Origin of the sequence: Streptomyces sp. NPDC090106 (genome assembly GCF_044747265.1) — a bacterium.
Classification (GTDB): domain Bacteria; phylum Actinomycetota; class Actinomycetes; order Streptomycetales; family Streptomycetaceae; genus Streptomyces.
In genome coordinates, this window is sequence record NZ_JBIVDS010000010.1 from 289,291 (window position 1) to 303,229 (window position 13,939).

The following is a 13,939-nucleotide window of genomic DNA, read 5'->3' on the forward strand; positions in this document are numbered from 1 at the left end:
GACCGGCCGGGCTCACCGCTCGACGTCCTGCGAGGGCCGCCACCGGCTCGTCACCGGCTCCCAGACCCGGATCGTGTCCCCGCCGCCCAACCGCGCCGCCGTGAAGGCCCGCCCCCGGTGGGCGGGGTCGGCGGCGACCGCCAGGGCGCCCGTCCGGCGGGCCTCGGGATCGGCCGGGTCGGCGATCGTCCGCACCGTCGCGCGGGCGGTGGCGCCCGGGGCCAGCCGGTAGCGCCCGGCGGGTTGCGCGGGCACCGGCTGGGCGGAACCGTCGAGATCCTGGAAGGTGACCGTGGGGAAGGGCGCCACCGAGCAGGCGCGCCCGCCCCGGTTGGTCACCTCGACCCGTACCACGGAGGGCGACGAGGGGACGCGGGAGGCGTGGAGGACCAGGGCGTGTTCCGGGCAGGGAGCCGTCTCCGCCGGGTCGGGGGCCGTCACGGGGAGCAGCGTCGCCGTCAGCGCGGCGAAGGCCGGGAGGAGGGCACCCGGGCTCACCGGTCGTCCTCCTCCGAGCCGCAGGAACTCCCGCTCGGTGGCAGAGAGCCGTACAGCAGGAACGAGTCCACCTTGCGCTGCACGCACGTCGAGGACAGATATCCGGTGTGCCCTTCGCCCCGGTTGTCGAGGACGACGGCCGCGTCACCGAGCCGCTTCGCGGTCTCCACGGTCCAGCGGTACGGCGTCGCCGGGTCGCCCCGGGTGCCGACGAGGAGCATCCTCGGTCCGTCGACGTCGCGGACCTCCTCGCGGATGTAGTCGGTGCCCTTGGGGCGGCCGTAGCACATCAGTACCTCGGTGAGGCGGTAGCGGCCGAACACGGGGGAGGCCTTCTCGTACTCGGCGCGCAGCCGGCCGAGGTCGTGGGTGATCCGGTCGGCGGTGGGGCGGTCCGGGTCGTCCGCGCAGTTGATCGCCATCAGCGCCGCGGGCAGGTTGTCCGGCGGGACGTCCTCCTCGTCGGTGAGCCCGCCGCCGCTCGCGCGCAGGGGGAGCGTGGCGCCGCCGGTGAAGCCCATCAGGCCCTGGGTGTCGCCGCTCTCGACGAGCTGCGCGATGGCCCGTTCCAGGGTGGGCCACAGCTCCCGGCTGTAGAGGGCCTGCGCGACGGCGCCCACGAGATCCTGGCCGGAGAAGCTGTCGCCCCAGACCGTCGGCACCGGGTCCTCGTCGAGGGACTCGACGAGCTGGACGACCTGTTCCCGTCCCGACCGGGGGTCCTGGCCGAACGGGCAGCCGATGTCCTCGGCGCACCAGTCGATGAAGTCGTCCAGCGCGGTCTGCTGTCCCTGGGCGCCCACGAGCGCCTGCTCGGTCATGGGTTCGGTGAGCGTGTCGACGCCGTCGAGTGCCAGCCGGCCGACCTTCTTCGGGAACTGGGCGGCGTACACCGCGCCGAGGCGCGTCCCGTAGGAGAAGCCCAGGTAGTTGAGCTTCTTGTCGCCGAGGGCCTCGCGCATGACGTCGAGGTCGCGCGAGGCGTCGACCGTGCCGATGTGGGGGAGGACGGGTCCGGAGTGCTCGGCGCAGGACGCGGCGGCCTCCTTCAACTGCCGCAGCACCGCCCGGGGATCGTCGCTCGCGTCCGAGTCGTCGGACGTCGCCTCCAGTGCCTCGTCGGTGCCGTCGCCGCAACTGACCGGTGAGGAGCGGCCGACGCCGCGGGGATCGAAGGTCACTACGTCGTAGCCCTTGGCCAGACCCATGAACGCGTCGCCCGCGAGCGCGAGTTGGCTCACACCGGGGCCACCGGGGCCGCCGAAGTTCAGCAGCACCGAGCCACGGGAGGTGCCGGTGGCGCGGTAGCGGGCCAGGGCCAGTTCGAGGGAGCCCTCGGCGGGGTGGGCGTAGTCGACCGGGACGGTGACCTTCCCGCACTGGAGCTCCCGGGGCATGTCCATGCCCTCGCAGCGGGACCAGGTGATCTTCTGGTCGTAGAAGCGGGACAGGTCGGGCCCGTCGTCCCGCGCCGCCGCCACGGGAAGCCCCGCTCCCAGCAGGGTGAGCCCGAGCGCTCCGGTGATCGCGCAGCGCCGCACTCCGGGCCGCGTGGACGGTCTAGCCGGCATGGATGCCTCCCGGGGCGCCCACCGCGGACCGGGGAGAACGGCGCCCACGCCCACGATAGGCGGCCCCCGGAACCCCCGCCTCCGGACGGACGGGGCCCCGGGTCCCGTCCGTGCCTGCCCGCACCCGCCCGTGGCCGGCCCGTGCCCGGCCCGTGCCTGTCCATGCCTATTCGACGGTTTTACAGCTAGTTCGACGACAGTGTCGCTCGATGGCGTGAAAGGCCGATAAGCCATAACTCGCACGCTTCACCGGCGTTTTATCCGGTGCGGGTGAGTGCCCGCGACCATGTCTGGAAGGCGGAACCTATGAGAAGGGTTACCCGAAACGGTGTGATCGTTGTCGCCGCGGTGTCCGGCGCGATGGCTGTGACGGCTCCCGTGTATGCCGATTCCGTCGCGGACGGCGGCTCGGCCGGCTCGCCGGGGCTGATCTCCGGCAACACGATCCAGCTCCCGGTGCACGTCCCCGTGAACGCGTGCGGGAACACCGTGAACGTGGTGGGGCTCCTCAACCCCGCCATGGGCAACACCTGCGTGAACGAGGGCGGCGGGGCGGGTCCCGCGGCGGGCGGCGCGAACGCCGAGGGTGGAGGAAAGGATTCACCCGGAGTGCTCTCCGGCAACGGCGTCGAGCTCCCGGTGCACCTCCCTGTGAACGTCAGCGGGAACAGTGTCAATGTCGTCGGGATCGGCAACCCGGCGGTCGGCAACGAGTCCGTGAACACGTCCGGCGACGAGCCCCCGGCCCCGGCGACCCCGCCCGAGACGGTGCCGAAGCCCGTACCGCCCGTGCAGGTCGACCCCGGACCGAGGTCGACCGTGCCGGAGCCCGGCCCGCCCGGGACCGCCCTCGCCCACACCGGCACGGACCTGACACTCCCCGCCGCCGCGGGCAGCGCCGCCCTGATCCTGGCCGGAGCGGTCCTCTACCGCCGCTCCCGCTCCCGCCCGACGGGCTGACAGGGCGAAGGCCCCACCGGCACGGAGAGGGCTGGTGGGGCCTCGGGGCCGCCGAGCAGGCTCTCAGGCATTCCCCGACAGGGGTGAGACCTGATCGCCATGAGGGCTCGGCGCATGGCCACGCCCGGGTGACGAGCATCGCCGGTCGGCGGCCTCCAGAGCCGGGCGCGTACAGCCCCGGACAGCCTCCGGCCGCGCCCCTTCTCCGGGCCCCGCTGACGGGCGGCCCCGCTCGGCTGTCAGGCCAGGGTCACGCTCGGGCCCGGACAGAGGCCGAAGCCCGACCGTGCTCGGGCGTGGACTTCGCTGAGCCGCGGACCGGTGGTGGGGTTGCACGGGGGCAGGGGAGGTCCGGCGGCCTCCAGAGCCGGGCGGGTGCAGGACCGGGTGGCGTCCAGCGCTGTTCCGTCGTCGGGCGTCGGTGGCGGGCGGCGGTCCCGCTCGGTCGGCGGGGCTGGATCGGGCTCGGGCCCGACAGGGGCCGACGTCTGATCGTGCTCGGGCGCGGATCTCGCTGAGCCGCGGACCGGCGGTGAGGCTTGCGCCGGGGGCATGGGGGGAGGGCTGGCGGCCTCCAGAGCCGGGCGCGCGTAGGTATGGACTGCATCCAGAGCCGCCCCTTCGCCGGGTCCCGGTAACGGGCGGTCCCGCTCGGTCGGCAGGGCTGGATCGCGCTCGGGCCCGACAGGGGCCGGACTCTGGCCCCGCTCGGCCCCGGGCCGGCGGCGCACGCCTGGGTAGGGCTGGGGCAGAGGTCAGGGGCGGCGGCTGGATCCGCCTGTGGTGAGGTTTGCGCCGTGTCTGCCGTCTGCCCGGGTCCGTCTCAGGCCGTGTCCGGCTCGGGTCGTGCCCCCGCTCGGGCCGTGTCCCCGGTCCGGCCGTGTTCAGGAGCGGACCGCCGTCAGCAGGACCATCCCTGAGTCGCCGTAGTCCGGGAGTGTCGGGTCCGAGTCGATTCTGCTGAGGGTCAGTTCCCTGGTCAGAGGGGCGAACACGTTCTCGACCATCGCCGGGTCCACCGGGCATCCCGGCCACCGCGACACCGGGCCGATCCGGTACGTCGGCATGTTCTCCATGAACGCCGCCACCAGATGCCCGCCCGGCGCCACGCACCGGGCGAAGGCCCTGCAGAACGCGCCGAACTCCTCCCGGTCCTCGGTGGCGCCCTCCGCGACGAAGTGCATGGACGCGAGGTCGTACCCGCCCGGCTCCAGCTCCCGCACATCACCGTGCACGACCCGCACCCGCGCCAGCGAGGCGGCGAGCGTCGCGGGAACCCCGGGGTTCAGCCGCCGGCACAGCGCGTGGAAGGGGAGCCAGCTCGCGTCGGGCCCGCACACGATCTGCCGTTCGAGGTAGGCGACGTTCCCGGCGCCCGCCTCGACGGCCTCGATGCGGCGGCTCGCCGCGGACGCCAGGATCAGCGGGTACAGGTTGGGTCCCGCGCCGAACTCCACCGAGCGGCCGATCCCGCCCGGCCCCAGCCGTCGGTAGAACGCCGAGTGGTGGGCGATGACCGCCGCGTCCGAGGGGTGCAGATCGCGGTAGTTCTCCGCGAGGTAGTCGGCGATCGGCCAGCGGTCCCAGTCCACGTCGTCATTGCGCGTCGGCAGGTCCGGCATGGGTCTCAGCTCCTCGTCCGCAGCGGGAACCGCGCGGCGAGCCGGCTCAGGGTCGCGGTCAGCCGCTCGATGTCCTCGTCCGAGTTGAGCGCGGTGATCTGCACCCGGAACCCGACCCGGTCGCGCGGGACCAGGGGGTAGGCGGCGAGCGTCACGTAGATGCCCTCCTCCCACAGGAACGCGGCCACCCCGTCGAGGTCGGCCGGGTCCGCCAGCGGGATCTCCAGGATGGGCAGCTCGTCCGTGTTCAGGGTGTGCACGTCCAAGTCGTGCAGATGATCCAGCACTTGGCGCGTCTTGCGGTGCAGGTCCGCCCGGATGCCGTCCCCGCGCCGGTCGTTGACCTCCAGCCCGGCCAGCGCGGTGGCCAGGGACGCGGTCGGGGAGGGGCCCGAGTACAGATAGGGCGCGGCGGCCGTCTTGAGCCGGTTCTTCAGCTCCGTCGGCAGCGCCAGGAACGCCAGCAGCGACGAGTACGCCTTGGAGAAACCGGCCGCCAGCACGATCCCGTCGTACGACTCGCCCGCGTACCGCACCACACCGTTGCCGCGCGCGCCGTACAGGCAGGACTCGTCGGCGCGGCGCTCCCCGATGACCCCGAAGCCGTGCGCGTCGTCCACGTACAGCGTCGCGCCCCGGGCGCGGCACACGGCGGCCAGCGCGGCGATGTCGGTGATGTTGCCGCTCATGCTGTTCACGCCGTCGACGCACACCAGCCGGGGCCCGGTGCCGGGCGCCGCGGCGAGCAACGCGTCGAGTTCCTCGGGGCGTTCGGCGTGGAAGCGGCGCAGGGTGGCGCCCTGGCCGCGGGCGACGGCGCACCCGTCGTACACGGTCCGGTGCGCGGTCGCCTCGACGAAGACATGGCCCGACTCGGCGAGGACGGGGATCACCGAGGAGTGGATGAGCGTCAGCGTCGGCAGCAGCAACGTGTCCGGGGCGTCGAGGAGTTCGGTGAGCCGCTCCTCGATCTGCGGATAGATACGGGGACTTCCGATCAGCCGCGACCAACTGGGGTGCGTGCCCCAGCGCCGCACGGCGGGCTCGATACCGGCCGCTATCTCCGGATCCCAGTCGAAACCGAGGTAGTTGCAGGAGGCGAAGTCGATCAGCCAGTGGCCCCGGCTGCGGATGTGCCGGCCCCGCACCTCGTCCAGGACCGCGTCGCTCATGAGGGTGGTGCGCCGCAGATGCTCCAGATCGGCCCAGCGCACGGCCCGTTCGCGGCGTGTCGAGGGGGCCGGCCCGGTCGGTTCGGGCTCGCCGTCCGTCGCCGTAGAGAACCTCACCCCGGCCCGCTTCCGTAGCACCCGCTCGCTCTGCCGCACCGTCATCGGCCGCGCGAACAGGAAGCCCTGCCCGAACCGGCAGCCCATCCCAGCCAGCAGGTCCCGCTGCGCCGGTTCCTCGATGCCCTCGGCGATGACCTGCATCCCGAGGGTGTCGGCGATGCGCACGATACCTTCGACGAGCGCCACCTGCCGAGGGTCCTGCGTGATGTCGTCGATGAACGACTTGTCGATCTTCAGCACGTCGATGGGGAAGTCCCGCAGATAGCGCAGGGACGAGAAACCGGTCCCGAAGTCGTCCACCGCGATGTGCACCCCCAGGTCCTTGAGCGCCTGGAGCACCCCGTGGATCTGCACGTCGTGGCGGAGCAGCAGCGTCTCCGTGAGCTCCAGTTGCAGCGACCCCGGCGCCAGCCCCGGCGTGCGCAGCGCCTCGCCGACCTGGTCCACGAACCCCGCGTCCCGGAACTGCCGGGCCGAGACGTTCACGCTGATGTACGGCGGCTCGCCCGTCCCGGACAGCTGCTGGAGCCCCGCGATGTCCTGGACCGCGTTCTCCAGCACCCACGAGCCCAGCACCGCGATGTGCCCGGTCTCCTCGGCCAGCGAGATGAACTGCTCCGGGGAGACGGGCCGGCGCGGGGACGGCCAGCGCACCAGCGCCTCGAACCCCACGACCTCGCCCACCGAGATGTCCACGACGGGCTGGTACCGCAGCGCGAACTCCTTGCCGGCGACCGCCCGCGCGAGCCTGCTCTGGAGGTCGTGCCGCTCCACCATCCGCGTGTGCAGGAGCGGCTGGAAGCGCCGCCACTGCCGTTTGCCCGCAGCCTTCGCCGCGTACAGCGCGAGATCGGCGTGCCCCAGCAGCTCCTCCGCGTCGGTGCTGTCGCGGGCCGTGGCCACGCCCACGCTGGCGGAGACGGTCACCGACTCCTCGCCCAGCGTGAAGGGCCGGGTCAGCGTCTGGATGACCTGCGCGGCCAGCAGCTCGGCGTCCAGCGGCTCGCGCGCGTCCTCCATCAGCACGGCGAACTCGTCGCCGCCGAGCCGGGCCGCGGTGTCCGTGCGGCGCAGCGCCTTGGACAGCCGGTTGCCGACGGCGACCAGCAGATGGTCCCCGGCGGAGTGCCCGAGCGTGTCGTTGACCTGCTTGAAGTCGTCCAGGTCGATGAAGAGCAGACAGGTCAGCGAGGCCTCCCGGCGCCCGCGCAGCAGCGCCCGCTCGATCCGCTCCAGCAGCAGCGTGCGGTTGGGCAGCCCGGTCAGCGAGTCGTGGAAGGCGCGCTGGGTCAGCTCGTGCTCCAGGCGCCGCTGCTCGGTCACGTCCCGCAGGGTGACCACCAGACCGGCCACGGTCCGCTCGTCCCGGAAGTCGCTGCACCGCACCTCGACCTCGACCCGGCCCGCCCGGTGCCGCACCCACCAGTGGTCGTGCGCCGCCCGCGGGCCGTTGTCCCGCACCGCCGTCAGCTCCCGCGCCGCCCGGTTCCGGTCCCGCGCGTCCAGGAGCTCCGGCAGCGCCGCCCCGACCAGGTCCGCGGTGCCGAACACGGACGCGGCGGACGGGCTGGCGTACCGGATGGTGTCGTCGTCCTCCAGGATCAGGATCACGTCGGAGGTGTTGCGCACCAGGGTGCGGAAGTACGCCTCGCTCTCCCGGCGGATGATCTCCTGGCGCAGCGCGACCCGCTCGACGGCGAGACCGGCGTGCGAGGCGAGGATCTCCAGCGAGGCGCGGGTCTCGGTGAGCTGCTCGCGGGGCCCGGCGACCAGCAGCAGGCCCGGGACCGCCGCGGTGGGACGGTCCGGCGGGGTCATCGGACAGGCCAGCACGGCGCTCGGCCCGTCCAGCTCCGCCGCCAGGCCGGGGTCCAGCTCCGCGCCCGGCACCATCCGGGTGCCGTCCGGGGCCAGCTCCGCCGCCCGCTCGGCCGACAGCAGCAGCGTGCGATGGGGCACGGCCGGGCCCAGGAGCGTGTCGACGGCCGTCTCGCACGAGCGGGCGACCTCCTCCTGGCGGACCGCCGAGACCAGCGAGGCCGCCGCCCGCCGCAGCGCCAGCTCCCGGGCGACCGCCCTGCGGTGCGCCACGACCATGCCCGCCAGCCGCAGGATCACCAGCAGGAACAGCACGCCGGAGAACGCGGCGATCACCGAGGCGTGGTGCGCGGTGCCCGCGAGCCCTTCGTAGAGCAGGATGCCCGGCGCGATGAGCGTCGCGACGGCCAGCACGACCAGCCGTCTGGGCCGGGGCAGCAGCGACTCCTTCTGCGACACGGTCGTCGTCAGCTCGACCATCGAGGGGTGCAGGGCGGCCAGCGCCCAGGCCGTGTAGAAGACGATCCAGCCCGTGTCCAGGAGCGTGCCCGTCTCCCACATGTCGTTGAGCTGGAGGATGCCGTAGGCGATGTCGAAGCCGAGCAGGGTCGTCGTGCCGACCACCAGCAGCTGGACCGAGCGGTTGTGTCCGTCCACGGGGCTCGGGGTCACCAGCCGTGCCAGCAGGGCCAGCACCAGGACGTCGCCCAGCGGGTAGGCGATGCTGATCGCCCGCTGCTGCCAGGTCAGTCCGTCGACCTCGGCCAGCGGCTGCACCAGGTACACCCACACCGGCAGCGCCAGACCGCACGTGATGATCAGCGCGTCGAGCAGACTGGGCAGGTCGGGGCCGGCGTACCGGTAGCGGATCAGCCCGGACAGGCCGATCGCCAGCAGCGGATAGGTGGCGAGGTAACAGGCGTCGGCGGGGGAGGGGAACGGGTTGGAGGCGTGGAAGTAGCCCTCCATCACGTTGTAGTACGTGTCGCCCGCGATGAACGTCAGCAGCCCCGCCGCCAGCACCCACCACGGCCAGTGGTGCGCGGGCCGGTGCAGTCGAGTGCCGACGAGTACGGCGACGACGCCGGAGAGACCGATGGCGGCCCACAGCGGGGTGCGGGTCACGGGGACCGTCAGATAGACGACGGTGGCGACCGCGACGGAGGTGACGTACGCGGTCATCAGCCGATGTGCCGGCAGCATGGGCATGCGCCTCCCCCCGCTGCGGGAGACCGGGCCGTACCTGGTCCGGAAAGCTTCTCGATCCTAGGCACCGGGTACGGCCACCTGCATCCCGAGCCGCCCGGTGCGTCACCGCGCGTGGAGACGCCGGTGCAGCGCGTGCACCTCCTCGGTCAGTTCCGGCACCGGGCCCTCGACGGTCACTCCGGGCGCCACCTCACGCACCGGCAGGGACCGCACCGGCGCCTCGGGCACCCCCAACTCCTTGAGCCATCCGCCCAGTTGCTCCGAGGACGCCACGTACACGATCCGGCCGAGCCCCACCCAGGCGTGCGCCGCCGCGCACATCGGGCAGTGCTCGCCGGAGGTGTACACCGTCGCGGCCTCCCGTGCCGCGGGCGTCATGTGCCCGGCGGCCCAGCGTGCCAGCTCGAACTCGGGGTGGCGGGTGCTGTCCCCGCCGGCGATCCGGTTGCGGTCCTCGGCGAGGACCGTGCCGTCCCCGCCCACCAGCACCGAACCGAACGGTTCGTCGCCCGCCTCCAGGGCTTCGGCGGCCAGCTCCACACAGCGGCGCAGATACGGCAGCTCGGTGTCCTTCACGGCCATGACGTACGGTCCTCCTCGCGTAGTGATCTTCGGTTGTCGCTCCATGGTCGCCCGGGACGACCCGGAGTCCCTCCGGGAAGACCCTGGAACGTGTCCGGGAAGACCCGGAATTCGTCCGAGAAGGCCCCGGAACGACCCGTAAAAGTGTTGCCCGGCGTGCGTCTTGGTGCTGGAGTGAGCCCATGGATCATGCCGCGGTGCTCGCCCTGTACGACCGGGACATGCGCGAGGGCGCACAGCCGGACAGCCCCGAGTCCCGGATCGAGCGGGTCGGCGGCGTCGTCCGCCAGGTCTCCGCCGAGCACGGCTGGAACGGCGTGGTGTGGTCGGATCTGGACGACCAGAGCGCGGACGCGGCGATCGCGGCGCAGGTCGCGTACTACGCGGATCTCGGCCGCGAGTTCGAGTGGAAGCTCTACGGGCACGACCTGCCGGTCGATCTCGGCAAGCGGCTCAGGGCCGCCGGGTTCGTGCCGCAGCCCGAGGAGACGCTGATGATCGGTGAGGTCGCCGACCTCACCCTGGACGCCGAGCCGCCCGAGGGCATCCGCGTCCTGCCGGTCACCGACCGCGCGGGCGTCGGTCTCGTCGCGGACGTCCACGAGGCCGCCTTCGGCACCGACGGCACCCGGCTGCGCCGCCAGCTCCTCGCCCAGCTGGAGGCCGATCCCGACAGCGTGGTCGCGGTCGTCGCCCTGGACGGCGACACACCGGTCAGCGCCGCTCGGATGGAACTGGTGCCCGGCACCCGCTTCGCGGGCCTGTGGGGCGGGGGTACGGTCGCGGCCTGGCGGGGCCGGGGCATCTACCGCGCCCTGGTCGCCGTACGCGCCCGGGAGGCCCAGGAGCGCGGCTACCGCTATCTCCAGGTCGACGCGATGAGCACCAGCCGCCCCATCCTGGAGCGCCTCGGTTTCGAGCCGCTCACCACGACCACGCCGTATCTGCGCACCCCGTGACCTGACCGGCGCGTGCGAAGGGCCCGGCCGCCGCAGGCCGGGCCCTTCGCGGATGCTGTAGGCGGGCCGTCAGCGACGGGCCCGTGTCCGGTCCAGGGCGGCCACGCCGAACGCCGCCAGAACGATCTGGATCAGCCACTCGACCCAGTCCACGCCCTTGGTGTCGGCCACGCCGAAGCCGGCCGCGATCGCCGAACCGAGCAGCGCGGCCACGATCCCGACGACGATGGTCAGCAGGATTCCGATGCGCTGCCTGCCCGGCACCACGAGCCGGCCCAGCACGCCGATGACGATACCGATCACGATCGCGCTGATGATCCCCGAGATCTCCATCTCAGCCCCTCTCCTCAAGACCCCCGCAGTAGTCCGGATGCCCGCTGCGGGCGGGGACAGTCCGCTCGTGCGTCAAGCGGCGGTCAACGTCGGTCCAAGCGTTGGCCGGGTGTCCGAAGTGACGCCTGTTCAGACCCTGATTGGGCATGTACCTTTCAAGTCGACCGGTCGTGAGCACGCGTGCGACCGGTTGTCTACGCGCGCAGATCCGCCCTGCTTCTACGCGCGTAGGCGAGGGCCCCGCACCCGCTTCTGCCCCAACCCCACACGGAGGTAAGCCGGATGCCCCGACTGCCCAGATCCCGCCACAGACTCGTCACGGCCCTCGCGGTGTTCGGCCTGCTCAGCGCCGGCGCCGTCCTGGAGGCCCCCGAGGCCGCCGCGGCCACCCCCTACCGGGTCCTGTTCGACAACGCGCACGCCGAGACGGCCGGCAACGCCGACTGGATCATCTCCACCAGCCAGCCCGACCCGCTGGGCGAGGACTCCTCGCCGTCGTCCGAGAGCGACTGGACCGGCGCGATCTCGTCCTGGGGCGTCGCGCTCCAGAAGACCGGCGACTACAGCCTGAAGACCCTCCCGTCCGGGTCGAGTCTCACCTACGGCGGCTCCGCGGCCACCGACCTGGCGAACTTCGACACGCTGGTCCTGCCGGAGCCCAACACGCTGTTCACGACGGCCGAGAAGACGGCCATCATGACCTTCGTGAAGAACGGCGGCGGTCTGTTCATGGTCTCCGACCACACCGGCGCCGACCGCAACAACGACGGTGAGGACGCCGTCGAGATCCTCAACGACCTGATGAGCAACAACTCGGTCGACTCCACCGACCCGTTCGGCTTCTCGGTCGACTCCCTCAGCATCGGGTCGGACTACCCGTCGGCGATCAGCGACAGCTCCGACCCGGTGCTCCACGGCTCGTTCGGCACCGTCACCAAGAGCCTCATCGCCAGCGGTACGACGGCCACGCTCAAGCCCGCCGACAACTCCGCGGTCAAGGGCCTCCTCTACCGCACCGGTTACTCCGGCACCACCGGAGCCTTCTTCGCCACCAGCGCCTTCGGCAGCGGCCGGGTCGCGTTCTGGGGCGACAGCTCACCGATCGACGACGACACCGGTCAGTCCGGCAACACCCTCTACGACGGCTGGAACGACTCCGGCGCCACCAACGCCGCCCTCGCCCTCAACGCCACCGAATGGCTCTCCGGCGGCAGCGGTGACGACGGCGGAGGCGGCGGGGGCGACACGTCCTGCACCGACACCCAGCTCCTGGCCAACCAGGGCTTCGAGTCCGGCAGTTCGTCCTGGACCGCGACCAGCGGCGTCATCACCAACTCCTCCGGCCAGTCGGCCCGCACCGGCTCCTACTACGCCTGGCTCGACGGCTACGGCAGCAGCCACACCGACACCCTGTCCCAGTCGGTGACCATCGGCTCCGGCTGCTCGGCGACCTTCAGCTTCTACCTGCACATCGACACGGCCGAGACGACGACCAGCACGGCCTACGACACCCTGTCCGTGCAGGTCCTGAACAGCTCCGGCACCGTTCTCGGCACCCTCGCCACCTACTCCAACCTCAACGCGGCCTCCGGCTACACCCAGCGCAGCTTCGATCTGAGCGGGTACGCGGGCCAGACCGTGACCCTCAAGTTCACCGGCACGGAGGGCTCCGTGCTCCAGACGTCGTTCGTCGTCGACGACACCGCCCTCAGCATCACCTGACGAGAACCCGGCCCCGCCCTCCGCCCGGCGGGGCCGCATACTCGTCTCCCGTGAAGGAGACACCACTGGGCGGCGGTGCCGTCAGCGGGGCCGTGCGCGTCGGACCGACCGTGCGGCGTGCCCCCTCGCGGCGGTCCGCGTACGTACGGGAGCTGCTCGACCTGTTCGAGCGGCGCGGCTGGCCGGGCGCGCCGAGGTACCTGGGCCGGGACGAACGGGGCCGCGAGAGCCTCGGCTTCCTGCCCGGCCGCGCCGCCCTCACGCCCGGGGAGCGCGCCGCCGCCCGCACCGACGAGACCCTCGCCCAGGTGGCGCGCCTGGTGCGGGAGTTCCACGACCTGACCGAGGGCACCGGGCCGGCCCGCGGGCACGAGGTGGTCTGCCACAACGACCTCGCCCCCAAGAACACCGTGTACGCCGTCGACGGTGCCGCCTGGCGGCCCGTGGCCTTCATCGACTGGGACCTCGCGGCCCCCGGCGAACGGGTGTGGGACCTCGCCCACGTGTGCTGGCAGTACCTGGACCTGGGGCCGGGCGTGACGGACGTCGAGGAGGCCGCGCACCGCGTCCGGGTCCTGCGGGACGCGTACGGGGCGATCGACGGGGACCGGCTGCTGGACGCCGTGCCGGAGTGGCAGGACCGCTGCCGGCGCGGCATCGAGGCCGGGGCGGAACGCGGGGAACCGGCCATGGTCGGGCTGCGGGAGCGCGGGGTCGTGGAGGAGCTCCGGGCGGCGCGCGCCTGGGTCGCCGCCCACCGGGAGGCCCTGGGCCGGTTCCTGTGACGTCGGGCGGCGAGCGGGTCGGGTGACGGCGGCGGCCGGTCTGCGGGGTGCGGGCCGGCCGCCGGGCCGTCCTTCCAGGCGACGAGAGGGGGCGGGTCACGCCCGGGGAGCGCTCCTGGCCGCCGTCGCGGTGCACATCAGCCCGAGGACCACGGCGAGGCCGCCGATGATGACGTTGTTCAGCACGACTCCGGCGTCGGGGCTCTCGCCCACGATCCAGGGCGCGACGATCATCCAGACGCCGACCGCGCAGAACGCCCAGCTCAGGCCGTACATCCGCTCCGGGCTCTGGGTGAATCCGAGGGCCAGCAGAGCGATCGCGACGCCGATGACGAGGTTGTGGGTGACGAGCGCGGGCTGGCTCGTCGTGTAGTGGAGGATCCACGGGGACACGGCGCAGTACAGACCGAGCAGGAACACCGGTCCGTCCACGAGCGCCACATCGCGACCGCCGAGCATGCGGGCGTACCGGGCCCGCATCTCGGAGACATCCGGGTGGGTGGTCATGTCACCCCTGGTGGGCGAGACGTTGGCCATGACTCGTCTCCTTCTGGATCACGGGCCCGACCGCGTCCGGGGCGGAACGCG

General features: G+C 72.7%; 11 protein-coding genes. 4 read left to right on the top strand and 7 right to left on the bottom strand.

The annotated features are described in order from the left end of the window. Nucleotides 1–12: 12 nt before the first annotated feature. Together ACIPSE_RS31000 and ACIPSE_RS31005 are read right to left on the bottom strand one after the other, a co-directional pair. Entirely contained in the window at nt 13–498 is a 486-nt protein-coding gene (locus tag ACIPSE_RS31000) for a DUF4232 domain-containing protein (RefSeq protein WP_401668923.1), read from the bottom strand. Continuing rightward, the gene (locus ACIPSE_RS31005; protein WP_401668925.1) at nt 495–2,069 is read right to left on the bottom strand and encodes an alpha/beta hydrolase; all 1,575 of its coding nucleotides are present in this window, start codon (nt 2,067–2,069) and stop codon (nt 495–497) included. Before ACIPSE_RS31005 ends, ACIPSE_RS31000 begins: the two co-directional genes overlap by 4 nt. 306 nt (nt 2,070–2,375) lie before the next feature. On the opposite strand from ACIPSE_RS31005, the gene ACIPSE_RS31010 reads away from it, so the two are divergent. After that, on the top strand, nt 2,376–3,029 hold the full coding sequence (locus tag ACIPSE_RS31010; RefSeq protein ID WP_401668927.1) for a chaplin: 654 nt from the start codon (nt 2,376–2,378) through the stop codon (nt 3,027–3,029). Nucleotides 3,030–3,913: 884 nt separating this feature from the next. Here the strand turns inward: ACIPSE_RS31010 and ACIPSE_RS31015 are convergent. The 3 genes from ACIPSE_RS31015 to ACIPSE_RS31025 form a co-directional block, all read right to left on the bottom strand. Beyond that, nucleotides 3,914–4,651, bottom strand: a complete 738-nt coding sequence (locus ACIPSE_RS31015) for a class I SAM-dependent methyltransferase (RefSeq protein WP_401668929.1) — start codon at nt 4,649–4,651, stop codon at nt 3,914–3,916. A 5-nt stretch (nt 4,652–4,656) separates the two neighbouring features. After that, nucleotides 4,657–8,964 carry an aminotransferase class I/II-fold pyridoxal phosphate-dependent enzyme gene (locus ACIPSE_RS31020; RefSeq protein WP_401669262.1) on the bottom strand — a complete coding sequence of 1,436 codons (4,308 nt, stop codon included), beginning with the start codon at nt 8,962–8,964 and terminating at the stop codon, nt 4,657–4,659. 108 nt (nt 8,965–9,072) lie between these two features. Then, nucleotides 9,073–9,552 (bottom strand): nucleoside deaminase, encoded by a 480-nt coding sequence (locus tag ACIPSE_RS31025; RefSeq protein ID WP_401668931.1) that lies wholly within the window; start codon nt 9,550–9,552, stop codon nt 9,073–9,075. 182 nt (nt 9,553–9,734) lie between these two features. Here ACIPSE_RS31025 and ACIPSE_RS31030 point away from each other — a divergent pair, with 182 nt between their 5' ends. Continuing rightward, nucleotides 9,735–10,511 (top strand): GNAT family N-acetyltransferase, encoded by a 777-nt coding sequence (locus tag ACIPSE_RS31030; protein WP_401668934.1) that lies wholly within the window; start codon nt 9,735–9,737, stop codon nt 10,509–10,511. Between the two features lie 69 nt (nt 10,512–10,580). On the opposite strand, the gene ACIPSE_RS31035 is transcribed toward ACIPSE_RS31030, so the two are convergent. Further along, nucleotides 10,581–10,844, bottom strand: a complete 264-nt coding sequence (locus ACIPSE_RS31035) for a GlsB/YeaQ/YmgE family stress response membrane protein (RefSeq protein WP_401668936.1) — start codon at nt 10,842–10,844, stop codon at nt 10,581–10,583. 282 nt (nt 10,845–11,126) lie between these two features. Between ACIPSE_RS31035 and ACIPSE_RS31040 the strand changes: the two genes are divergently transcribed. After that, entirely contained in the window at nt 11,127–12,566 is a 1,440-nt protein-coding gene (locus ACIPSE_RS31040; RefSeq protein WP_401668939.1) for a hydrolase, read from the top strand. Between the two features lie 50 nt (nt 12,567–12,616). After that, on the top strand, nt 12,617–13,351 hold the full coding sequence (locus ACIPSE_RS31045) for a phosphotransferase (RefSeq protein WP_401668942.1): 735 nt from the start codon (nt 12,617–12,619) through the stop codon (nt 13,349–13,351). A 96-nt stretch (nt 13,352–13,447) separates the two neighbouring features. Here the strand turns inward: ACIPSE_RS31045 and ACIPSE_RS31050 are convergent, their stop codons facing one another. Then, the gene (locus ACIPSE_RS31050; protein WP_401668944.1) at nt 13,448–13,888 is read right to left on the bottom strand and encodes an SPW repeat protein; all 441 of its coding nucleotides are present in this window, start codon (nt 13,886–13,888) and stop codon (nt 13,448–13,450) included. Between the last annotated feature and the right edge of the window lie 51 nt (nt 13,889–13,939).

What these genes read in the sequence shown, in the direction of transcription:
- ACIPSE_RS31005 (WP_401668925.1), bottom strand. Translation starts at nt 2,069, where the DNA reads ATGCCGGCTAGACCGTCCACGCGGCCCGGAGTGCGGCGCTGCGCGATC.
- ACIPSE_RS31010 (WP_401668927.1), top strand. Translation starts at nt 2,376, where the DNA reads ATGAGAAGGGTTACCCGAAACGGTGTGATCGTTGTCGCCGCGGTGTCC.
- ACIPSE_RS31015 (WP_401668929.1), bottom strand. Translation starts at nt 4,651, where the DNA reads ATGCCGGACCTGCCGACGCGCAATGACGACGTGGACTGGGACCGCTGG.
- ACIPSE_RS31020 (WP_401669262.1), bottom strand. Translation starts at nt 8,964, where the DNA reads ATGCTGCCGGCACATCGGCTGATGACCGCGTACGTCACCTCCGTCGCG.
- ACIPSE_RS31025 (WP_401668931.1), bottom strand. Translation starts at nt 9,552, where the DNA reads ATGGCCGTGAAGGACACCGAGCTGCCGTATCTGCGCCGCTGTGTGGAG.
- ACIPSE_RS31030 (WP_401668934.1), top strand. Translation starts at nt 9,735, where the DNA reads ATGGATCATGCCGCGGTGCTCGCCCTGTACGACCGGGACATGCGCGAG.
- ACIPSE_RS31035 (WP_401668936.1), bottom strand. Translation starts at nt 10,844, where the DNA reads ATGGAGATCTCGGGGATCATCAGCGCGATCGTGATCGGTATCGTCATC.
- ACIPSE_RS31040 (WP_401668939.1), top strand. Translation starts at nt 11,127, where the DNA reads ATGCCCCGACTGCCCAGATCCCGCCACAGACTCGTCACGGCCCTCGCG.
- ACIPSE_RS31050 (WP_401668944.1), bottom strand. Translation starts at nt 13,888, where the DNA reads ATGGCCAACGTCTCGCCCACCAGGGGTGACATGACCACCCACCCGGAT.